Here is a 21,347-nt window from a genome sequence, read left to right on the forward strand (position 1 = left end):
CGCTACGGGTACAGTGCGGGGCTTAGCTACCCCCACACCCCCACAAGCTAAAGGGTTGGGAGGAGCACGGGGATCCCCTTTCTACTCTTGATCCAAGTGAGCTACGGGAGCTTTTTGGGCTTGAGCTGTTCGGCGTTTTTCGCTGCCAAATCGGGCAGAATCAGAGAGCATGACTCTAGTCAATAATAAGCTCAACTATACTGAAAATAATGTATAATATGTTCAGTACGGATTACTACCAGTTGATCTTTCTGTTTACTTTCGAGTCTGCCAACATGGTAGCCAAAGCAAAGCAGAAAATTGGTAGTAAGACGACACGGAAACTGCGCTTTGGGTATTCTACTCAAAGCTTTGCGGGATACCGCCATTCTGTTTGGACTCCGTCCCGCTAACGCGAATGGAAACAAACAGAATGCTATCGCTGCATAGTTGAACAGTGATGTTCAGCAGTGTTCAGCGTAAATGTATCAGAAGCTCGCGAGCAGGTTAAAAAAACAGGATACGCTCGTAACAGCGGTGCAGAGCAGTATGTTCAGAGCCCACGACTCTGCCGGTTTGCGCCTTTTGATTGCGGTTGCCCTGTTGCTGGGGAGCATGGCCAGCTGGCGGCAGGATCGTCTTTTGGCAGTGATGGGCCTGGTGGGTGCAGCCGCCATCTCTGCCTTTACCCGTCCGGCCATCTTGGCCTACAACCGTGGTCGAGAACGGTGGCTGAACCGGGATTTGCTGGGGGCTATTGAACAGCTCAGCTTGGCTCTGCAACGGGATCCCTGCCTGGCCAACGCCTACATTTTGCGGGGAGAAGCCTACTTTGCCCTCGGCCAAGTTCCCCAGGCCCTGGAGGATTTCGGCCAGGCGATCCGGTTGGCCCCGCGGCGACCAGAACCCTATTTTTATCGCGGGCTGATTCGTCAATCTCAGGGGGATCTCCAGGGAGCAACGGCGGAGTTTGCTGAGCTGGTGCGCCTACACCCCAATGTCCCCCACCACCTCAGCTTGGCCAACCTGCTCATGCAACAGGGATCCCTGCCTTTGGCCCTAGCTCATCTGGATGAAGCCATTCGCTTGGATCCCACCTCAGCGCTTGCCCATTCCCAGCGGGCCCGTTTGCACAGCTACCTGGGCGAATGGGAGGCGGCTTTGGCCGATTGGTCGCAGGCTATTGACTGGGATCCCAGCCCAGCCCACTACTACCAGCGGGGGGTGACCTACGCCTGTGGTGATTACTTTGACGAGGCCATTGCCGACCTCAGCCGCAGCCTAGAAATAGAACCCCAACAGCCCAACGTTCTCTACATCAGGGGCAACCTTCTCTATGCGCTGGGGGAGATCAAAGCTGCTTTGGACGACTACGAGCGGGCCTTTCGCCTGGAAGCGGACATGAACCGCATCGACCTCTCCGACGAGTATGGGTTGTACGGACGAGGGCTGGCCTACTGGAATATGGGGGATAAAGCGACAGCTTTTTCGGATTTGCAGGCAGCTTTGCAGGTCAGCCGCCAACATCACAACCTGGCTCTGGAGCAGCGGGTGCGCCGGTCTCTGCTGCAACTGAGCAATCCCGACTGGGATCCTGCGCAATCTGCCTAGCGGGATTTGATTGATTGATTTGCAGGTGCCTCCCCTGACGCTGCGACTCCACGACGCTGCCGCTGAGGCCCAGATCCTGAATTGCCTGCGGCGGCTGACAGAGTTTTCTGTTCCTGAAGCAGCGGGGGGTTGAGGCCAAAGCAGTAGCCGACATTGCGCACTGTGTGGATCAAGCTGGGCTGGCGCGGATCCCGTTCCAGCTTTTTGCGCAACGAGAGGATATGGGTATCGACGGTGCGAGGGTTATCGGTGGAATCCGGCCATGCTCGCTCTAGTAGCTCTAGACGAGAGACGGGATCCCCGTCCGCCTGCACCAGCACCATCAGCAGGCTAAACTCCTGAGGCGTGAGGTCGATCCCTTCCCCAGCCAAGGCGACGCGCCGTTGCACCAGGTCAATTTTGAGATCCCCGTACTGCAGAAAGGTAGGGGGGATATGACGCTGTCGCCGCCGAGCCAAGGCTAGAAGGTGGGCATCCAGCAGTTGCATACTAAAGGGCTTGGTGAGGTAATCGTCCGCTCCTGCTTCTAGGCCGGCGATAATGTCCGCTTCGGATCCCCGGTGGGAGAGTAGCAAAATCAGCAGATCGTACTGGCGATGGGCCCACCGGCACAATTGCAGCCCGCCGCGGTTGGACAGCTCCGCATCCAAAATCAGCAGGTGAATGGGCTGGTGTTGCAGCAGAGTCTTTGCTTGGCGAAGGGTCTCTGCTTCCCAAACTTGGTGTCCGGCCTGTTGCAAATGCCAACACAGCAAGCTGCGCAGATGAGGGTTGCCTTCTGCCAGCAAGATGTGCAAGGGTTGCATGGCTGTTCGGTTGGGATCCCGCCCACATCATAGTGCTCCGCACCGCTGACGCGACAGTGCTATGCCTCCGGCACCCTACCGGGAACCGCACCGCTACCGCGACAGTGCTACGCCTCCGGCACCCTACCGGGAACCGCACCGCTGACGCGACAGTGCTATGCCTCCGGCACCCTACCGGGAACCGCACTGCTGTCCCAGTAGATAGCGAGTCACCTTGGACTCCGTCCCGCTAGCGCGAACGGGCAATGCTGTTCGCTTTTGGCAGCGCGCGGCGTTATAGACTGACAATCTCTACCAAGACCAAGGTGCTCCGCACTGCTGACATGATGGCCGATTCTCTCCCCCCCATTTCCGAGCGCAAACAGGATCACCTGGACATTGTTCTGCAGCAGGATGTGGCTGCCAAAGGGATCCGCACCGGGTTTGAGCGGTTTTTCTTTGAGCATGTGGCGCTGCCGGAGCTGCTGTTGTCGGAGATCGACCTGAGCTGCGAATTCTTGGGAAAACGCCTACAGGCACCCCTGCTCATCAGCAGCATGACGGGGGGAACAGAGGCTGCCCGTGAGTTGAACCGACAACTGGCCGCCGCTGCCCAACAGTTGGGTATTGCCATGGGGGTGGGATCCCAGCGGGCAGCCTTGGAACATCCAGAGCTAGCCCGGACTTACCAGGTGCGCCAAGTGGCCCCGAATATTCTGCTGCTGGCCAACCTGGGTGCCGTTCAGCTCAACTACGGCTATGGGTTGGAGCAGGCGCGACGGGCGGTGGAGATGATCGAGGCGGATGCGCTGATTCTGCACCTCAATCCTCTCCAGGAGGCGGTTCAGCCCCAAGGGGATCCCGACTGGCGTGGATTGTATGGCCGCATCGAACGGTTGGTGGCGCAGTTACCGGTGCCGGTGGTGGTGAAGGAAGTGGGCAATGGCCTCAGTGCCAAAGTAGCCCAGCAGCTGGCCGAATGCGGCGTGGCAGCCCTGGATGTGGCGGGGGCGGGCGGCACCAGTTGGAGCGAGGTGGAGGCCCATCGCCAAACAGATGCTCTCAAAAAACGCATTGCCCACAGCTTCAGGGACTGGGGGATCCCAACGGCTTTGTCCCTGCTGGAAATTCGTCGCCTGCTGCCGGACTTACCCCTGGTGGCCAGCGGCGGCATCCGCAATGGCATCGACGCGGCCAAAGCTATCCGTCTGGGAGCCGATGTGGTGGGTATGGCCGCCCCCGCTTTACACGCCGTCTCCCAAGGACAGATGCAGGCAGTGGTGGACACCTTTCGCGCCGTGATCGAGGAGCTGCGCATTGTTGCCTTTTGCACTGGATCGGCCAACTTGGCTCGGCTGCGACAAGCTACCCTGCGGCGGCAGGATACTTGGGATCCCTTGCCCTAAACTCCAAGCACTTGCCACAAAGTAAACTACCCGACTCCGACCGCTAAAGCGGTACGGAGCGGGCTTTCAGTAGCCCTGAGCCTGCTCTGCCCTACCAGAGAACAAAACAGGCCCGAACCTCTAGGCTGGTTTACGACAGCCCCCAAAAGCGCAATCACATTCGCACCATTCAAATCCGCATCCCCTTCCCATCCACAGTGTCCACACTTGAACGACTTGCCACTGCGGTAGGACTTGCCCTGCTCAGGGTGGATGTGTAAGCACCGGTGACAGGTCTGCGACGTGTAGGCAGGCGGCACAAGAATCAGAGAAACCCCTGCAACCCTCGCCTTGTATTCCAGAAACTGACGTAGTTGGTAGAACGCCCAACTGTTGGCCCTGCGCCGCTCGGCTTTGCTGCGCGGCTGTTGATTGACTCTTTCCCGGATCCCTGTCAGGTCTTCCAGAGCAATAGCGCTGTTGGTAGCTTTTGCCCTAGAGACAATAGCTTTGGAGATGCGATGATTGACCCACGCCTGAAAGCGCCTCTCCTTGCCAGACAGCCGTTGCAACAGTTCTCTGCATCTGCGCCGCGAACTGCGGGTGCCCTTACTGGCTTTGCGTTGGAGTGCCGCCCTCAATCGAGAGTAGTGGTCTCGGACTCGGTTCAACTGCTGTCCATTCCAGTTATCCCCCTCTGACGTATGGGCAATATCCGTCCTCCCCAAGTCCACCCCCAGCACTCTACCCGTGCGTTGCGGTGGGGATGGCTCCGTTTCCACACAGATTTGAATGGAGTAGGAGCCGTCTTTACGCTTGACCAGAGTGGCAGATTTGGGATTGGAGCCCGCCAGCCGTTCTCTCTGGTAGCGGCCAATCGCCAGCTCAAAGCGCTCCCGACCCTCCACTGTGGTCAGCGACACCGACCAGTCTTTCTCGCGGAACGAAAAGATACGAGCGTCGTAGGTAGCGAAGCCCCCTTTGAACGCTTTGACGGGGCGGTTTTTCTGTTGGGCAACTTTACGGGCGCCGGCCAGCCGTCTGCAGACCTGCTGGTCGCGTAAGCGGGACGTAGTCCTTGCCAAGTTACTGGACAAGTCGAACCGGGCGCGGATTTCGCGGTAGCACAGAGACTGGAGCTTAACGGCGTTGGCGACTTTCTCGGGTGTGTTTCGGTTGACCCAGTTCAAGGCTTGGCCAAAAGCCTCCAAAGTCGCGTCCAATTTGGCGGCTTGCGACTGGGACACCTTGAGCTTGCAGGATACGGTCAGGGCTTGGGTCATAGTTCTATTGTAACCTCGCATTCCTCCCGACACTGACCCTACGGGTACAGTGCGGGGCTCCTGCGATTTCTAGCTGAGGGTCAATACCAGAGCCCCCAGATGATAGGGCCACTGTATGCTTTGTCGAGATGCTTTGTCGAGATGCTTTGTCGAGCTATTTTGCCGGTCAGCACCCAGGAGAGAACCAGAGCCAAGATAGCGTGGATCCCTGGAAAAACCGAATCACCGCCCGGTAAACCTGCCAGAGATAGAAAGAAGGGATCCCGGCTGGGAGAAAGTTGCTCAGGTTACCAGCAGCACCTAACCTGCCTCCATCTGGACGGTCAAGGCAAGTGCAATTGTCGGCTAATCCGCACCATCGGCCCCAGTCCCAGTCCCGTTGGGTTCAAAGCCTGCATCTCAAACAAGGCCAGAATGTGGCGCACTTGCAGCTCTGGGCGCGTAGAATTCACCCCCATCGCCACCACCAAGCCGCAATAGCCACCCGTATCCCGGCAACGCCGCTCCCAGCGCTTGCGAGCCATGGAGTGAACGGGATCATCTTCGGGAAACTCTCCAAACAGGTGCAGATCGCGATTGCCCGTTTGCACAATTTCCAAGTCGTAGCGATCGCCATCGAAGGGATCCACCCCTGTGTTGAAACAAACGCCTTGCGGCCCACCTTCCCCACGCAAATTCTCGATGAGCTGCTTTGCTTTTGATCGAGAGGTGCGCACAATCACCACCGGCAGCCCTTCTCCATTTTTCACCAGCTTGCTTTGGGGGAGAGGATGCCATTGCCCCGTGCGACGCAGCATTTCCACCGTTGTCCACGGCAAGACCCCTAGACCTATCTGCGCGCCCTCGGGCACCAAATCATCCCGCAGCAGGGTTTGGGCAGGTTCTTCCTCCTCCCCTTCCAGCTCCAGCAGCTCTTCAGCCACGTCCGGCAGAGTGCGCACCTGCACCGAAAGGGTTGCTCCCTTCTCTTGGGGGTTGGGAATGCGGTACCGGCCTTGATAGGAGCGAAAGTCATCTTCCAGCTTGCGGTGGTACTGCTTGAAGAAGCGATGCAAGGCTTCCAAGGCCACCGATAAGGCCGCCGCCTCATCCTCCTGCAAAGTCACGCGCAAGCCTTCCAGGGGGTGAATGGTGCCGAAGTTCGGCTCAATTTCCTCGGGATCCAACTCTGCCAAGTCCAGATCCAGCAGTTCGTTGAGTTCAGGATTGCCAGCTTGGAATGTGAGATAGAGACAATCTTGCCTGAGGAAGGCTTCCTCCATCTCTTCGGGAGTATCCGGCTGGCCCGCATCCTGGCGAAACTGTTTAAGGGAGGGCAGCGAGCGATAGAAAAGTACCCCATACTCCATGCCCAACCGCCCCATCACCGAGACATAAAGGGTTTGGATGTCCCAGTGATCTAGGTCGATGGCCAAGATTTGGTGATCCTCCAGGTAATCCCAGGGAGCATCTCGCCAGAGGGTGAGGGCTTTGCCAGCCAGCAACTCAACATAGTGTTCCGGCAGAGGGGGAGGGATCCGTTCGTTGGCCTCTTCAAAGCTCTGCAGGATCTCGTCGATCAGAGGCAATTCCGGCTGGCATTCCACCTTGATGTCCAGCTCGTGCAGGATGCCGCGCAAGAAAAATTGCACCTCTCGATCCCGCACGATGATCTTCTGGGGGCGAGCAGGTGAGGCAGCATGGGGCCGCTCCATGGCCACAATCAAGGTTCGCACCATCGGCTCAAAGCCAGAATCGGCGGGCACCACTTCCATGGCCCGTACCACGCCCTGAACGCCATCTACCCAAAGAATGCACTCCCCCTCCGTTTGGGATCCCATGGGTGGCGATCCTGAGAGCTTGTGGCGATCCCCTTCCCACACCGAGGGCACCTGGGGCAGCTTTTGCAATCGACGAACCGTAGCGGCTGGGAGACCGGACATAGACATCCAAGGAGAATCAGGAGAACAACCCAATCGGGTAAACTACCCGACCCTGACTGCTTCGCAGTACAGGGCGGGCTTTCGGTAGCCCTGCAGTTGGCAAGCCAACCACGAACCTCTAGGCTGGTTTACAGCAGCCCCCAAAAGCGCAATCACATTCGCACCATTCAAATCCGCATCCCCTTCCCATCCACAGTGTCCACACTTAAACTGCTTCCCACTGCGGTAGGATTGCGCAGGGTCGGGATGAATGTGCAAACACCGGTGGCAGGTCTGCGACGTGTAGGCAGGCGGAACAAGAATCAGAGCAACCCCCGCACGCAGAGCCTTGTACTCCAAAAATTGACGGAGTTGATAAAACGCCCAACTGTTGGTCCTACGCCGCTCGGCTTTGCTGCGTGGCTGTTGATTGACCCTTTCCCGAATCCCTGTCAAGTCTTCCAGAGCAATAGCGCTGTTTGTCGCCTTTGCCCTAGAGACAATAGCTTTGGAGATGCGATGATTGACCCACGTTTTTGCTACGCAACGCTGACGCGACTGGAAGCGTCTCTCCTTGCCAGACAGCCGTTGCAACAGTTCTCTGCATCTGCGCCGCGAACTGCGTGTGCCCTTACTGGCTTTGCGTTGGAGTACCGCCCTCAACCGGGAGTAGTGGTCTCGGATTCGGTTCAACTGCTGTCCATTCCAATTGTCCCCCTCTGACGTATGGGCGATATCCGTCCTGCCCAAGTCCACCCCGATTACCCTGTCGGTATCTTGTTGCTTGGGCGGGTTTTTCTCTACGCAAATCTGGATGTAGTAGGAGCCGTCCTTCCGCTGGACTAGGGTGGCCGATTTGGGGTTAGAACCAGCCAGCATCCCACGCTGGTAGTTGCCAATGGCTAGTTCAAAGCGTTCTCTCCCCTCCACCGTGGTCAGCGACACCGTCCAGTCTTTCTCGCGGAACGAAAAGATACGGGCATCGTAGGTCGCAAAGCCTCTCTTGAACGCTTTGACCGGACGGTTTTTCTGTCGGGCAACTTTACGGGCGCCGGCCAGCCGTCTGCACACCTGCTGGTCGCGTAAGCGGGACGTAGTCCTTGCCAAGTTACTGGACAAGCCAAACCGAGCGCGAATCTGGTAATAGCAAAGGGACTGGAGTTTGACTGCGTTGACTACTTTTTCTGGTGTGTTTTGGTTGACCCAGTTCAACGCCTGCACAAAGGCATCCATTGTCGCATCCAACTTTGCGGCTTGCGACGGGGACACCTTGAGCTTGCAGGAGACGGTCAGGACTTGGGTCATGGTTCTATCATAACTTCCGCATTCCTCCCGACACTGACCCTACGAGTACAGTGCGGGGCTCCTGCGATTTCTAGCTGAGCAGGGATCGGCCTTGGCCTCCTGTCAACAAGACCCAGGGATCCCGCTAATGCCAATCTAACCACCAGTGTAGAAGCTGAGTTCGGCTTCAGCGAGAGGAGACAGCAGAGCCAAGTTCCATGGCACCAGAAGCTGATGGTCAGATTCGAACTGACGACCGCTCGATTACAAGTCGAGTGCTCTACCAACTGAGCTACATCAGCAATTTCTGCTCACCGATTCTAGCATTTGTCCCCTGCGAACTGGGGCTCGCAGGGAAGGACGCCCAGCCGACTTCACGAGTCAGCTACTGCTGATCCACTGCCGGGCGAGCAATGGGAGCCAGGTAGATCACCAAAGCCCCTGCCAGAAACCCCAAGACGTTGCGCAACACCGGGATCCAATCCTGCGTGCGTGTGACCACCGGGCCGATACCGAAGGCCCCGAACAGAATGAACCACAGGGGAGAAATGAGCAAGGCCCAACGCCAGTTAAACAGCTCCTCCGCATGGCGGGGCTTGCCGGCAAACCCGAAGACAATCCCGCCCAAAATCGAGGTCACCAGCGTTAGGATCCACTGCTCTTGAGGCAGGCCGGGCACCACACGGCAGCCCCCCTGATGAAAGCAGCGATCCAAGACATCAACGGTCTCCAGGATGGCGCGTTGGGTGCCGTGCTCCCGCACATAGAATTGGTTGCCAAAGCGAGATTGCAGCTCAATCCAAAAGGTACGTGGCAAGATCTCGCGCACAGCATCCCCCACATTAAACGCCAGCAAGTTGCCCCCCCTGGGATCCGCCACCATCAGAACGCTGCGCTCATTCAAGCCCCAGTACTCTTTCACCTGACGGCCTGGAGTTTGATCAAACTGAGTCAGCACCCGCAGCTTCCAGCCGGTGTCTTGCTCTAACTTGTTCAGATGCTGGGCCAGTTGAGCTTCCTGATTGCTGGTCAACTGATCCGCCAAGTCCAAGACCGGCACGGGCGGCTGAGGCAGCTCCATCGGCACCACCGGCAGGGCAGGTTGCGCCCAGGTCAGGGATCCCCCACCCACCGCAATCAACAGCCCAAGGCAAAAGCCCACCCCAACGCGGAGTATCCGTTGCCACTCGATGCTCATGCTGATCCCTCTCTTAGCTTTGACGCTGAGATACTGAGAAATGATGTTAAGAAATGTTTCAATTTCTTATAGATCTATCATGCACCGGAACAAGACGTTTGGCCAGAGGGATCCCGGGGAAGGAGCGGTGACAGGGGCAGTGCCTATATCAAGCTGGGGCTAAAGGTGCCGGCGGGGTCGAAGTGCTGCTTCAGCTTGCGCATCAGACTTGCAGCCGGGCCAAAGTCATGGGCAAGAGCCCTCTTCAGAGCTGGCGGCGCCTCCAGAAGCAGGAGAAATCCGCCTGCAGACTTGAGGTAGCGTTGCAGTTGCATTAGGGATCCCACTTCTGGCTGAACCAGCCAAGCCCGTCCTAGCCCACAGCCTCGGTGCAGTTGCACCTGAGCCCCAGGGAATAGGGTTTGAAACTGCTCCAGTGTTGCCAAGCTCTGACTGGGCAGGCACCCGAACTTGGCCAGCACTGCTCCTGAGCCGGGTTGAGGCAGGGACAGAGAGCCGGGATTCACTTCCTGCAAAGTCAGCCCTGCAGGGGCCAGCCGCCGCGTTTGGGCCATCTGTTGGGCGATTGCTCGCTCCGATCCATGAAAGCTGAGCCAAACTTGGGATCCCTCTGCCCTCAGCCAGAGATCCACCCCCACAGGGTTAACGGGGCCGGTCAGCACCTGCCGACACAAAACCTCCAGCTCCGGCAGGGATCCTGTAGCCAGCAAAGCAGACTGAGCTGCCGGCAAGGGGTAAAGCCGCAGGCTCACCTGGGTCAAAATTCCTAGGCTGCCCAAGGATCCGGTGAACAGCTTCATCAGGTCATAGCCGGCAACATTCTTGACAACCCGCCCGCCCGCTTTGGCCACTTCCCCATCCGCCCGCACCCAGGCTATGCCCAGCAGCAAGTCGCGGATCCCGCCGTAACGCCGGCGCAGAGAACCCGTATCGGCAGTGGCGATAATGCCCCCCAGGGTAGCCCGCTCCGGATAGAGGGGATCCACCGGCCACCATTGCCCCCGCTCGGCCAAGATGTGTTGCAGTTCCGCCAAAGTCATGCCAGCTTCCACCGTGACGGTGAGATCAGCAGCCGCATGGTCGATGAGCCGGCGTAAGCCGCGCGTGCTGAGAACCAAATCCACCGGCTCCACAGAGTGGGCCCAGCTCCATTTGCTCCCATGCCCCAGCGGCAGCACTTTCCGCCCTTGGCACTCCTTTAAGATTCCGGCCAATTCCGAGACCGTTGATGGAGTCTGGATCGGCAAGGGATCCCCTGGATCAGATAGCAAGGTCGCCAGTGAATGGGGAGAAGACATTGGGGAAAGCGAAGCAGAGATCAGAGATTAAACAGAAGCAGAGATTAAAGAGAGAAAACCTGTCCAAACCAGCCCAATTGCGGGGTTATCCCACCCTACCTCAGTCTACAGCCAGCAAAAATCTCAGCTTGGAGAGATGACCCTCAACCAGAGTCAGCCTTCAATGTGGTACCGCCCTTACACAGGTCTGCCGAAAATCTCGGAACCAAAGCTCCGCCTCGTCACTGCTCACCCTGAAAGATCCTGAAGAGATCCATAAGCCTGCAGGGTTTCTCTCTCCCGCAGACTACTATCTGATACTAGTGGAGAAGCCGTGCGCAGCGAAGCAGACTCTACAATCGGAAAACTTTGTAAACCCCGTAAACAATGCAAACAAAAATAAAAAACGGCAACAGTAAAAAACGACGGATTAAGTTGAGCAAGGTAGTTTGCAGACGCTGTGAGCAGATTATCTGCTAGGATGGACGCTCTTTGTATTGGGGAAAAGCAGTCGTGAGTGCGCTGAGCAACATCATCTTGGTGGGTATGGGGATCCTCCTGACCCTGGCAAGCCTTTGGTACGGGCAAAACCACCATCTGCTTCCCGAATCTGCTGCCGAATCAGCCCCCTTGTTCGACAGCCTCTTTAACAGCACCATGACCATTGCCACAGGGATCTTTTTGGTGGTACAGGGAGTGCTTCTCTACTGTATTGTCCGCTACCGCAAGCGGCGAGGCGACAAAGGCGACGGGGATCCCAATCACGGCAATGTGCTGTTGGAGATCGTGTGGACGGCGGTGCCGGCGGTGATCATTCTTTGGTTGGGCTTGGCCAGTATAGATGTCTATCAGGCTGTTTACGGGGGCACCGATGTGGGCGGCCATATCCACACGGCCATGGCGATGGAGTCTTCCCACGAAGCTGAGGCGGGGGATCCCGGCTACGCTTATACCCCTGTAGTGCTACCCGGGAAGGAAATGGGCCAGCCGGATCTGGTCGTTCAGGTGCAGGGCATGCAGTACGCTTGGCTGTTCACCTACCCGGATTCCGGCCTGGTGGCCAGCGAGCTGCACCTTCCTCTAAACAAGCGGGTGCGCTTGGATATGACGGCTCTGGATGTGAACCATGCCTTCTGGGTGCCGCAGTTTCGCCTCAAGCAGGATGTGATCCCGGGCCGAGAGACCCACCTGGAGTTTGTGCCTACCCAACTGGGGCAGTACCCCATCATCTGCGCAGAGCTGTGCGGCCCCTATCATGGGGTGATGGCAGGGCAATTGTTTGTGGATACGCCGGAAGACTTCGAGCGCTGGCAGCAGGAGCAAGTTTTGGCCGCCCGTGGCGAGGGCAGCACCTTGGCCCTCGTTTCAGATTTCTCGCCAGTCCATCCCTCTCCTCGGCCAGGCTCCCCTGAGGCCGAGTCTGCCTTTGCCCATGTCCACCACCAGCGTTTGGGCGTCTCCCCCTCAGATTTGAAGTCTCTCCAGTCCCATTCTGGATCCCTTCCTTCCGCAGGCTAGCTGGGATCCCTGACGCCCCTTTGGCCTGCGCTTGTGGGAACAACATTCTGCCAACGCGATATAGGAGCTTTTGTGCAATGACCCAGCTGCAAGACAGCCCAAGACTTGTTGCTGCACCGAAGGTTGAACTGGAACTTCCTGCTGAGCCTTGGTGGCGCTTCTTTACTTTTTCCACCGATCACAAGGTCATCGGGATCCAGTACTTGGTGACCACCTTTTTCTTCTACTTGGTGGGAGGGGCGCTGGCGACGGCAGTACGGGCAGAGCTGGCTACCCCGGAGGCGGACTTTCTCGGCTTTGAGCGGTACAACGGCGCCTTTACCCTGCACGCCACGATCATGATCTTCTTGTGGATCGTGCCGGCGCTGACAGGGGGCTTTGGCAACTACCTAGTACCGCTGATGATTGGGGCGCGGGATATGGCCTTCCCCAAGCTGAATGCAGTGGCCTTTTGGCTGGTTCCGCCCACAGGGATCCTGCTTTTGGCCAGCCTGTTCATAGAGGCTCCGGCTGCCGGCTGGACTTCCTACCCCCCCCTCAGCTTGATCAGCGGCAAGGTGGGGGAAGAACTCTGGATCCTGAGCATTTTGTTGGCAGGAACCTCTTCCATCCTGGCGGCGGTTAACTTCATCACCACCATTCTGAAGATGCGCATGCCCGGCATGAAGATGGAAGACATGCCGCTGTTTTGCTGGGCCATGCTGGCAGCATCTATTCTTACCCTCATTGCAACACCGGTTTTGGCCGGTGCATTGATTTTGCTTAGCTTTGACCTCTTGGCAGGCACGGCCTTTTTCAACCCCAGCGGCGGCGGGGATCCGGTGGTGTACCAGCACATGTTCTGGTTCTACTCCCACCCGGCGGTTTACATCATGATCTTGCCGGTCTTTGGCATGATCTCCGAGATTTTGCCGGTGCATGCCCGCAAGCCCATCTTTGCTTACAAAGCCATTGCCTATTCCAGCTTGGCCATCTGCTTTTTGGGGTTGATCGTCTGGGCGCACCACATGTTCACCAGCGGCACCCCTGACTGGATGCGGGTGTTCTTCATGATCGCCACCATGGCCATTGCCGTTCCCACTGGGATCAAGGTGTTTAGCTGGCTGGCCACTTTGTGGGGCGGCAAAATCCACTTCCGCTCGGCCATGCTGTTTGGCATGGGCTTTGTCTCGATGTTTGTGATCGGCGGCTTGAGCGGGATTATCCTCGCCTCGGTGCCTCTGGATATCCACGTTCACGACACCTACTTTGTGGTAGCCCACCTGCACTATGTGTTGTTTGGGGGCAGCGTGTTCGGGATCTATGCCGGCATCTACCACTGGTTCCCCAAGATGACGGGGCGGCTGCTGAACGAGTTTTGGGGGCGGGTGCACTTTGTGTTGACCTTTGTCGGCTTTAACATGTGCTTCTTGCCGATGCACAAGCTGGGCCTGATGGGGATGCCCCGCCGGGTGGCCCAGTACGATCCCCAATTTGCCGACCTCAACTGGATCAGCTCGGTGGGGGCCTTTGTTCTGGCCATTTCCACCCTGCCCTTTTTGGTTAACGCCATCTACTCCTGGGTGGCCGGGCCCAAGGCGGGAGACAACCCCTGGCAGGCTCTCACCCTGGAGTGGACGACTGCTTCGCCGCCGCCTGCCCACAACTTCTATGGGGATCCCATTCTGCTAACTGGCCCCTACGACTACGGCTTGCACAGCAAAGAGACGCTGGACTACTTTGCTGCTCAGTTGCAGAGCGTGCGGGAGCTGGCACTGGCGGAAGCGGAGCCTACTTCTTCTTAGCAGGCCGGATGCCCGGTGGGCGGCTGATCCCCTGCTCACTGGGTATTCCAGTCTTGGCTGGGCTGCTTGTACAGCCTCAAGAAGTCTCAGGAATTCAGGAATTTAGGTGGAAAGGAATATGCAAGGATCCCTTGCCTCTGAAACGCTGATGGTTGGCCACTCAAGGGCCCACACTGCCCATGCTGAGCACCCAGATCATCGCGTCTTTGGCATCTTGATGTTTTTGGTGGCAGAAGGCTGTCTTTTCCTAGGGCTGTTCATGGCCTACCTGGCCTATAGCCTCACCGCCCCGGTGTGGCCGCCGGAGGGAACCCCAGAGCGGGAATTGCTTTTGCCTGGGATCAACACGGTGATTTTGCTCTCCAGCAGCTTCGTCATTCACAAAGCTGGGTCGGCCATCAAGGCCAATGATGTCAAGGGCCTGCGACTGTGGTTTGCCCTCACAGCCCTGATGGGGGCGGTTTTCCTGGCAGGGCAACTCTATGAGTACAGCAACCTGGAGTTTGGCCTCACCACCAATTTGTTTGCCAGCACCTTCTATGTTTTAACGGGGTTTCATGGTCTTCACGTGCTGGCAGGGTTGCTGTTCATTTTGGCGGTGCTCTGGCGCTCCTTTAAACCCGGCCACTACAGCGCTCAACATCATTTTGGCGTCGAAGCTGCTGAGATCTACTGGCACTTTGTGGATGGGGTTTGGGTTGTGCTGTTTATTCTGCTCTACTTGCTCTGAGCTCGGCCTTCACCCAATATAGCCACGATTTGGATCAGCGCTTCTTGAAAGGCATCTCGTTCCGGCTGTCCTTGCTTGAGGTTGTATTCCAATTGCAAAAGCTGCTGCATTGCTTTCAGTAAAGCTGTGGTCTTCAGGGATCCCACCTCTTTTTGCAGAAAGTAAACCCGGTTGGGATTCCCGATTTCTGCTTTCTGGGCGATGACTTTGGGATCCCGTTCTCCCTGATCCAGCAGCAGCCGCACCCATAGCCAGGTGCGAAATTGGCCTACCAACACCGCCAGAATCCTCAGGGCCGGCTCGTTGTGATCCAGCAGATGGGTCAAGATGCGTAGGGCTTGTTCCAGATTCCCTTTGCGCAGGGATCCCGCCAATTGAAAGCTGTTGTAGGCGCTGGCGGGAACTAACGCCTCGACTTGTTCAGGAGAAATGGGATCCTGTTGACCTGCCGTAAACAGGGCCAGCTTTTCCAATTCCATCGCCAAGCGACGGGAGTCATTGCCCACCGCCTCGGCCAATTTCTGGGCGGCTGCCGGGCTGAGGGCCAGATCCCGTTGTTCAGCTTCCCGCTGCACCTGCTGGAGAATGCCCTCCTCATCCCAAGGGGCCAGTTGCGAAAACTCGCGGACAATGGCCGTTTTTTTGAGGATTTTGGTGGATTTCAGGCGCCCATCCGGTTTGCTGCTGGTGGTCAAGAGCAAATGGGTGGTGGGGGGCAACTGGGCCAGTGTGCGCTCCACTTCTTCCCACAGATCTTCCGGGCAATGTTGGGTGAGTGTTGTCTCTTCCAGCCAAACCAAGCGGGCGTTGGATCCCAGCGGCGGGGTCATGGCTTGGTTGAGCCCGGCAATCGTGGATTCCGGCGGCAGGCGATCGTAGTTAAAAGCAGCCCAGTGGGGATCCAGCACTTGGTCGCGCAACTGCTGTACCGCCTGCATCAGGCGATAGGTGTCATCTCCCCAGTACAGGTAAACGGGCACGCTTCGACCGAGTGATTTACGAGATGCTTTTCCCCTACTTCCTCCATTTTGCGTAGGTCAGTTCCCCTTGTCTAAGCGGTTTGGCCGGGATCCCTGCTCAACTTGGTGGAGGGAGCCAGTCCAAGTGAAGATACCGAGCCCAGCTTGACTCAAAAAGTTCTGTATTCCCACTGAAGAGGTTTCGTAGACCTTCTCCTACAGTTGAATTAGGAGCAGAGACTGCAGGGTTAAAGATTATGGATGGCATTGGCGAGTTTGAGTTTAAGGTGCAAATCTTAGCCCGTTGCATGGGATCTGCCCTAGGGCTGGGCCGCCCCACTCGTGTTCAGATTCACTATTCCAACCTCAATTCCCAAAACAAAACCAAAGCGAAGGAAGGTCAATCTGAGTCAAAAAGTCTATCCTCCCTAGGCGATCAGATCTCTTCGAGTCTCAGCAATCAGGGCAAAAGAGGATCCCAAGGTCAAGCTTTAGCCTATGTTGCCTGAAGAGTCTTTCGAGAATTAATCTGTGGTAATTCAGGAGGATTTTTGACTGCGGCGATCCAACACTTACTTAAAAATTGGGACAGATCTTTCTTGTGGTTTTTCTCGTTACTCTTTCTTTGCATTCTATAGCGATTTGTTCTTAAGACCGAAAGCTCAACTTTGACAATTCTTCTTTGACAATTCTTCGATGCTTTTCGTCTTGTAGAGTCTTGTGAGTTAGCCGATTCTTTATTTTTGTTAACGAGGACTTTGTCCGGCTGGCGCGATAAGAAGTTGCGCTCTTCTTCGTTGTCTCTTTGCCTCTGGGGATATAGACTAAAGCTTTGTCCCGCTGGTGAAACCAGTAGGATGACTTGAGGTGTGGGGATTTGGGCCCAACACGCCCCAGAGGATTATGGAACGAGCAACGCAACTGTGGCAGGGTTTTCTGCTGCGCGACTTTCCCATCAAGGCTTGGCAGCAGGGGAGCCTTTTGGGCCGCCTGTTGGGATCCCTGCAAAGTTGGGGGAAGAGCAGCATATTGGTTCAAACTTCCGACCGGATTGGCCTGGGGCTAGTGCTGCTCTACTGGATTTTCTCTGCGCAAAGCTCCACCGGCATCCTGGGCCTGATTTTGCTGGCTATGGCCGCTCTGGTGGGCCTGTGCGCTTTGGTGGAAATGCCGATTGGGCTGCCGCTGCATCTGCCCCTGGTCCTTTTCTGGGGAATTGCCACCTTGGCGACGATTCTCTCTCCGGTTGCCTACGCAGCACGGGATGGCTGGCTGAAGTTGACTCTCTACCTGGCTGGTTATCTGTTGTTGCATCGTCTGCTGCGCAAACCCCAATTCCGAGATGGGATCGTTGGATCCCTGCTTTTGGTCAGCTTGGTGATGGGGATCCATGGCCTGCGGCAATACTTATATGGGGCAGCGGAACTGGCCACCTGGGTGGATCCGGAGTCGGGTTTGGCGGGTCTGACGCGGGTGTACAGCTATCTGCGCAATCCAAATCTGTATGGGGGCTACTTGATCCCGGTCATTCCTCTGGGGCTGGCCGCCACTTGGATTTGGCCCAGTTGGGGGGCGAAACTCCTGGCCGGGTTTACGACGGCGGTGAACCTGATTTGCCTGTTGCTCACCTACAGTCGTGGCGCCTGGATTGGGGGGCTGGCCATGCTCACCCTGATGGCCGTGCTGTTGGCACAGTGGCATTCTGTCGATTTGCCAGCCCGCTGGCGGCGTTGGGCCTTGCCGGCCCTGTTGGGCGGAGGGGGGGCTGCTCTGTTGCTCGGGATCCTGACGGTACGCTCCCTGCGGCTGCGGGTGCAGAGCCTTTTTTGGGGGCGGTTGGATACCAGCAACAACTTTCGCCTCAATGTCTGGGCGGCGGTGCTGGAGATGATCCGCGACTTTCCCATCTTGGGGATCGGCCCCGGTAATGTTGCCTTTAACCGCGTCTATCCCCTCTACCAACGAGGCAACTTCAGCGCCCTTGGAGCCTATTCAGTGCCGCTGCAGCTCACCGTGGAGACTGGCTTCATCGGATCTTTAACTTTCGCCTGGTTCCTCTTGGTGCTCTGGGATCACGGCTGGAGATGCTGGAAAACTTTGCTCAACTTGCGGGATCCCCAGGGTCTATGGGTGGCAGCAGGCTTGGCCGCTTGCACCGGCATGATGGCCCACGGCTTGGTGGATACCATCTGGTATCGTCCCCAGGTACAAATGCTGTGGTGGCTTGCGGTAGCGCTCATTACAGCCAGCTTGGCCTCTCTTAGCCCTCAGCCGCCCGTGGATGTTGGTGAGACCCCATCGGAGGCTTCCTCCCGTTAGGGTAGCTTAAGCTTGACCTTCCAGTCTTGACGGGAGCCAACCCAGAGTGGTAAGCATCTTCAGTAGGAGATAAAAAATGTATCCGTTTTTACAATTCACAGGTGTTGGTAGTGTTAGAAATTAGCGGAACTGTTCAGGGTGCAGGAGGCAGATGAAAAAAATCGAGGCCGTGATCCGGCCATTTAAGTTGGATGAGGTCAAAATTGCTTTGGTCAATGCCGGGATTGTCGGCATGACCGTAAGTGAAGTACGGGGTTTTGGCCGGCAAAAGGGACAAACCGAGCGTTACCGGGGATCCGAGTACACGGTAGAGTTCCTACAAAAGCTGAAAGTGGAGATCGTGGTCGAAGATGACCTGGTGGATACGGTGGTGGAGAAGCTGATTGCAGCGGCTCGCACCGGCGAAATTGGGGACGGCAAGATTTTCATCAGCCCCGTCGAAAAAACCATCCGCATCCGCACTGGCGAACTCAACCAAGATGCCCTGTAAGGAGGGATCTTTGAGGTTTGGGCTACCCGTCCTGAGCCTTGTGGGGGTTTGCTGCATGTCTCTTTTGCTGTATCTCTGATGAGATGTTCTTGCCCCACTTTCCGGGTAATGTCTTTTGAGAAGTACTGTCCCTTTAGGTGAGTCGAAAAGCATGAGTACAACAATGATCCAAAAGCTCAAGAGCCAGGTGCCCCAGTGGCTCTGGCGACCGGCCAGGTGGAGTCTGACTGCTGCTCTAATGGCTGCGCTGGTCTTTCTATTCGGCCAGGGAACTGCCTTTGCTCAAGAGGCCGAGGCAGTTCAGAAACACGCTGACATTGTTTGGACGATCGTGGCAGCAGCCTTGGTGTTCTTCATGCAGGCGGGGTTCGCCATGGTAGAGACGGGCTTTACCCGCGCCAAGAACGCCGCCAACATCATGATGAAGAACTTGATGGACTTCTGCATCGGCTGTTGCGCCTTCTGGTTCATTGGGTTTGGCCTCATGTTCGGCAAAAGTGATGGCTTCTTCGGAACCAGTTGGTTTGCTTTCAACTGGCAGCAAGCCCACGAAGCAGGGGATTGGCCTTTTACCTTCTTTGTCTTTCAGCTGGTGTTTGCCGCCACTGCCGCCACCATTGTTTCCGGAGCCATGGCGGAGCGCACCAAGTTCTTGGCCTACTTGATCTACTCGCTCTTTATCTCCGCCATCATCTACCCTATATCCGGGGGGTGGGCTTGGAACGGCCTGTTTGGGGACTACAACGGCGGCACAGTTGGCTGGCTGGAAAATCTGGGCTACATTGATTTCGCTGGATCGGGGGTGGTGCATTTGGTAGGCGGCGCTGCGGCCTTGGCAGGCGCCATTGTGCTCGGCCCTCGCATTGGCAAGTACGGCCCTAATGGAGAACCGAGGGCGATCCCTGGCCACAACCTGCCGCTGGGGATGTTGGGGGTGTTTATCCTCGCCTTGGGCTGGATTGGGTTCAACGCTGGCTCGACCACTGCTGCGAATGCAGACATTGGCTGGGTTGCCATGAATACGTTGCTAGCCGCGTCAGCGGGGGCCATTGGGGCGACAATCACCTGCTGGGTGCATTTTGGCAAGCCAGACATGACCTTTGGCGCCAACGGGGTGCTGGCGGGCTTGGTGGGCATCACTGCCCCTTGCAATACAGTTCATCCGCTGGGGGCCTTGATCATTGGCTCGGTGGCCGGAATCCTCGTGGTGCTCTCCGCGGTGATTTTGGATACGACGCTGAAAATTGATGACCCAGTGGGCGCGGTTTCCGTGCATGGCACCTGTGGTATCTGGGGGGTGTTGGCAGCAGGGATCCCTTGGTTTGCCCACGCCAATTCGGAGGTTACCTGGGCACAGTTCGGCGTGCAGGTGGTAGGCGCTCTCGCTCTCTTCTTCTGGCCCTTCATCACCTGTCTAATCCTGTTTTTAATCCTCAAGGTAACTGTTGGCTTGCGCGTCAGCGCCGAGGAAGAGATTGCCGGTTTGGATGTGGGCGAGCACGGCAACATAGCCTACCCTGACTTCGTTACTGCTGCCACCGAGGTGGAGGGAGCTTGAGCTGTTGCGCTCGGTTCGACGGGAGGCTGTCGGATCTGAGCGACACGGGACTGAAAATCAAGAGAGGGGGTCAGGTCTGGCCCTCTCTTTTGTGGCTTGTTGACCTCAAGCAGTACACTGGGATCCGGTTGAATGCGCTTTTGGATCCCATGCACCTTCTGATCCCGGCGGCTGGCAGCGGCAAGCGAATGGGGGCTGCGGTCAACAAGCTGTTGCTGCCGCTCTTGGGTCAGCCAATTTTGGCTTGGACGTTGCAGGCTGCGGATCGAGCCAGCTCCATCGAGTGGATTGGCATTCTCTCCCAACCCGGCGATTGGCCGGCCATCGAGCAGATCCTGGCGGCAATGGATCTGTCCACGCCGGTGCAGCTTTTACAAGGGGGGGCGACGCGGCAGGAGTCGGTTTACAGGGGGGTTGAGTATCTCTATAACCTGGGAACAGTAGAGCGGGTGTTGATCCACGATGGGGCCCGCTGCCTAGCTACCCCTAAGTTGTTCGATCGCTGTAGTGCTGCTTTGCAGCAGGTGGATGGTTTCATCGCGGGGATCCCTGTCAAGGACACGATTAAAGTCGCTGAGGCAGGCCCAAAAGGGATCCAAATTCAGTCAACCCCAGAACGCAGCCGGCTGTGGGCAGCGCAAACGCCGCAGGGGTTTCGCCTGTCGATGCTATGGCAAGCCCATCGGGAGGCTCTGGCCCAGGGTTGGCAGGTAACCGATGATGCAGCCCTATTCGAGAAGCTGGGTTGGCCAGTCTACATCGTCGAAGGGGAGGAATCCAATCTGAAGCTAACCACCCCCCTGGATGTGTTGCTGGCCGCACAAATCTTGCAGCAGCGTCTCGGACCAGCGCGTTAGCTCAATTCAATCCCGGTAGGGCCAGTCTCAACCTTGGGAATTAAAAGTAGGGAGGAAGAAATCTAGGTTCACTAAGAGCACTTTGATCACCCCATCTCTTGTGGTCCGTTGGAAATGAAAATGATAAGTCTGGCTGTTTAGAATCTAATGCACCCAAGACACCTGAAACCAAGCAAAAGATGAGATTAATGCACTTTTCACTTTCTTCATAAACTTGCCGTTCTGAGAACCGAACTACAACCCAGCCTCTATCCGCTAGATAAGCATCACGCTTACTTTGCTTAGGATCATTCACAGTATGGGCTGGCCTACACAGATTACAGCCTGTTAAGGGCTCAAGGGGTACAATAGCAGCACTTAGCAAACCAACTTCGGAAGGAGGATGGATTGATCAGTAGTAAAGAAGTCTTCACTATCTGCTCCATGCTA

At 56.9% G+C, this 21,347-nt stretch carries 17 protein-coding genes and 1 tRNA gene; 9 read left to right on the top strand and 9 right to left on the bottom strand.

Annotated features, from left to right (window positions below; all coding sequences use genetic code 11):
- The first annotated feature begins 528 nt into the window (after window positions 1–528).
- Window positions 529–1,590, top strand: a complete 1,062-nt coding sequence (locus ACVWXE_RS05365; RefSeq protein WP_457489760.1) for a tetratricopeptide repeat protein — start codon at window positions 529–531, stop codon at window positions 1,588–1,590.
- Here the strand turns inward: ACVWXE_RS05365 and ACVWXE_RS05370 are convergent.
- Entirely contained in the window at window positions 1,587–2,396 is an 810-nt protein-coding gene (locus tag ACVWXE_RS05370) for a response regulator transcription factor (protein ID WP_414413106.1), read from the bottom strand. The genes ACVWXE_RS05365 and ACVWXE_RS05370 overlap by 4 nt on opposite strands.
- Window positions 2,397–2,722: 326 nt before the next feature.
- Here ACVWXE_RS05370 and fni point away from each other — a divergent pair, with 326 nt between their 5' ends.
- A complete protein-coding gene (fni, locus tag ACVWXE_RS05375; protein ID WP_457489761.1) occupies window positions 2,723–3,781 on the top strand; it encodes a type 2 isopentenyl-diphosphate Delta-isomerase in 1,059 nt (352 codons plus the stop codon).
- 26 nt (window positions 3,782–3,807) lie between these two features.
- On the opposite strand, the gene ACVWXE_RS05380 is transcribed toward fni, so the two are convergent.
- The 6 genes from ACVWXE_RS05380 to ACVWXE_RS05405 all read right to left on the bottom strand — a co-directional run bounded on the left by ACVWXE_RS05380 (window position 3,808) and on the right by ACVWXE_RS05405 (window position 10,697).
- Window positions 3,808–5,043, bottom strand: coding sequence for an RNA-guided endonuclease InsQ/TnpB family protein (locus ACVWXE_RS05380; protein WP_457489762.1), 1,236 nt, complete (start codon window positions 5,041–5,043; stop codon window positions 3,808–3,810).
- Window positions 5,044–5,366: 323 nt separating this feature from the next.
- Window positions 5,367–6,965, bottom strand: a complete 1,599-nt coding sequence (locus ACVWXE_RS05385; RefSeq protein ID WP_457489763.1) for a DUF6930 domain-containing protein — start codon at window positions 6,963–6,965, stop codon at window positions 5,367–5,369.
- Between the two features lie 42 nt (window positions 6,966–7,007).
- Entirely contained in the window at window positions 7,008–8,249 is a 1,242-nt protein-coding gene (locus tag ACVWXE_RS05390) for an RNA-guided endonuclease InsQ/TnpB family protein (RefSeq protein WP_457489764.1), read from the bottom strand.
- A gap of 208 nt (window positions 8,250–8,457) precedes the next feature.
- Window positions 8,458–8,530 (bottom strand) — tRNA-Thr (locus tag ACVWXE_RS05395).
- Window positions 8,531–8,613: 83 nt separating this feature from the next.
- On the bottom strand, window positions 8,614–9,426 hold the full coding sequence (locus ACVWXE_RS05400; protein ID WP_083757667.1) for a TPM domain-containing protein: 813 nt from the start codon (window positions 9,424–9,426) through the stop codon (window positions 8,614–8,616).
- Window positions 9,427–9,569: 143 nt separating this feature from the next.
- On the bottom strand, window positions 9,570–10,697 hold the full coding sequence (locus ACVWXE_RS05405; RefSeq protein ID WP_457489765.1) for an FAD-binding oxidoreductase: 1,128 nt from the start codon (window positions 10,695–10,697) through the stop codon (window positions 9,570–9,572).
- A 519-nt stretch (window positions 10,698–11,216) separates the two neighbouring features.
- Between ACVWXE_RS05405 and ACVWXE_RS05410 the strand changes: the two genes are divergently transcribed.
- The 3 genes from ACVWXE_RS05410 to ACVWXE_RS05420 all read left to right on the top strand — a co-directional run bounded on the left by ACVWXE_RS05410 (window position 11,217) and on the right by ACVWXE_RS05420 (window position 14,735).
- Window positions 11,217–12,221 (top strand): cytochrome c oxidase subunit II, encoded by a 1,005-nt coding sequence (locus ACVWXE_RS05410; RefSeq protein WP_457489766.1) that lies wholly within the window; start codon window positions 11,217–11,219, stop codon window positions 12,219–12,221.
- A 77-nt stretch (window positions 12,222–12,298) separates the two neighbouring features.
- Entirely contained in the window at window positions 12,299–14,005 is a 1,707-nt protein-coding gene (gene ctaD / locus ACVWXE_RS05415) for a cytochrome c oxidase subunit I (RefSeq protein ID WP_457489767.1), read from the top strand.
- A gap of 118 nt (window positions 14,006–14,123) precedes the next feature.
- Window positions 14,124–14,735, top strand: a complete 612-nt coding sequence (locus ACVWXE_RS05420; protein WP_457384624.1) for a cytochrome c oxidase subunit 3 — start codon at window positions 14,124–14,126, stop codon at window positions 14,733–14,735.
- On the opposite strand, the gene holA is transcribed toward ACVWXE_RS05420, so the two are convergent.
- A complete protein-coding gene (gene holA / locus ACVWXE_RS05425; RefSeq protein ID WP_457384625.1) occupies window positions 14,723–15,715 on the bottom strand; it encodes a DNA polymerase III subunit delta in 993 nt (330 codons plus the stop codon). The two genes, ACVWXE_RS05420 and holA, sit on opposite strands and share 13 nt — an antisense overlap.
- 882 nt (window positions 15,716–16,597) lie before the next feature.
- On the opposite strand from holA, the gene ACVWXE_RS05430 reads away from it, so the two are divergent.
- The 4 genes from ACVWXE_RS05430 (at window position 16,598) to ispD (ending at window position 20,918) form a co-directional block, all read left to right on the top strand.
- Window positions 16,598–18,013: an IctB family putative bicarbonate transporter gene (locus ACVWXE_RS05430; RefSeq protein WP_457489768.1), complete on the top strand. Its 1,416-nt coding sequence runs from the start codon at window positions 16,598–16,600 to the stop codon at window positions 18,011–18,013.
- 151 nt (window positions 18,014–18,164) lie between these two features.
- A complete protein-coding gene (locus ACVWXE_RS05435) occupies window positions 18,165–18,503 on the top strand; it encodes a P-II family nitrogen regulator (protein WP_011430352.1) in 339 nt (112 codons plus the stop codon).
- 151 nt (window positions 18,504–18,654) lie between these two features.
- Window positions 18,655–20,061: an ammonium transporter gene (locus ACVWXE_RS05440; RefSeq protein ID WP_457489769.1), complete on the top strand. Its 1,407-nt coding sequence runs from the start codon at window positions 18,655–18,657 to the stop codon at window positions 20,059–20,061.
- 149 nt (window positions 20,062–20,210) lie between these two features.
- The gene (gene ispD / locus ACVWXE_RS05445; protein ID WP_457403050.1) at window positions 20,211–20,918 is read left to right on the top strand and encodes a 2-C-methyl-D-erythritol 4-phosphate cytidylyltransferase; all 708 of its coding nucleotides are present in this window, start codon (window positions 20,211–20,213) and stop codon (window positions 20,916–20,918) included.
- 40 nt (window positions 20,919–20,958) lie between these two features.
- On the opposite strand, the gene ACVWXE_RS05450 is transcribed toward ispD, so the two are convergent.
- Complete coding sequence (locus ACVWXE_RS05450) at window positions 20,959–21,213, bottom strand: hypothetical protein (protein ID WP_457489770.1); 255 nt, start codon at window positions 21,211–21,213, stop codon at window positions 20,959–20,961.
- Between the last annotated feature and the right edge of the window lie 134 nt (window positions 21,214–21,347).

Source organism: Thermostichus sp. MS-CIW-41 (assembly GCF_054058915.1).

Excerpts from the sequence above, each read along its gene's own strand:
- ACVWXE_RS05365 (WP_457489760.1), top strand. The coding sequence starts at position 529 with ATGTTCAGAGCCCACGACTCTGCCGGTTTGCGCCTTTTGATTGCGGTT.
- ACVWXE_RS05370 (WP_414413106.1), bottom strand. The coding sequence starts at position 2,396 with ATGCAACCCTTGCACATCTTGCTGGCAGAAGGCAACCCTCATCTGCGC.
- fni (WP_457489761.1), top strand. The coding sequence starts at position 2,723 with ATGGCCGATTCTCTCCCCCCCATTTCCGAGCGCAAACAGGATCACCTG.
- ACVWXE_RS05380 (WP_457489762.1), bottom strand. The coding sequence starts at position 5,043 with ATGACCCAAGCCCTGACCGTATCCTGCAAGCTCAAGGTGTCCCAGTCG.
- ACVWXE_RS05385 (WP_457489763.1), bottom strand. The coding sequence starts at position 6,965 with ATGTCCGGTCTCCCAGCCGCTACGGTTCGTCGATTGCAAAAGCTGCCC.
- ACVWXE_RS05390 (WP_457489764.1), bottom strand. The coding sequence starts at position 8,249 with ATGACCCAAGTCCTGACCGTCTCCTGCAAGCTCAAGGTGTCCCCGTCG.
- ACVWXE_RS05400 (WP_083757667.1), bottom strand. The coding sequence starts at position 9,426 with ATGAGCATCGAGTGGCAACGGATACTCCGCGTTGGGGTGGGCTTTTGC.
- ctaD (WP_457489767.1), top strand. The coding sequence starts at position 12,299 with ATGACCCAGCTGCAAGACAGCCCAAGACTTGTTGCTGCACCGAAGGTT.
- ACVWXE_RS05420 (WP_457384624.1), top strand. The coding sequence starts at position 14,124 with ATGCAAGGATCCCTTGCCTCTGAAACGCTGATGGTTGGCCACTCAAGG.
- ACVWXE_RS05430 (WP_457489768.1), top strand. The coding sequence starts at position 16,598 with ATGGAACGAGCAACGCAACTGTGGCAGGGTTTTCTGCTGCGCGACTTT.
- ACVWXE_RS05435 (WP_011430352.1), top strand. The coding sequence starts at position 18,165 with ATGAAAAAAATCGAGGCCGTGATCCGGCCATTTAAGTTGGATGAGGTC.
- ACVWXE_RS05440 (WP_457489769.1), top strand. The coding sequence starts at position 18,655 with ATGAGTACAACAATGATCCAAAAGCTCAAGAGCCAGGTGCCCCAGTGG.
- ispD (WP_457403050.1), top strand. The coding sequence starts at position 20,211 with ATGCACCTTCTGATCCCGGCGGCTGGCAGCGGCAAGCGAATGGGGGCT.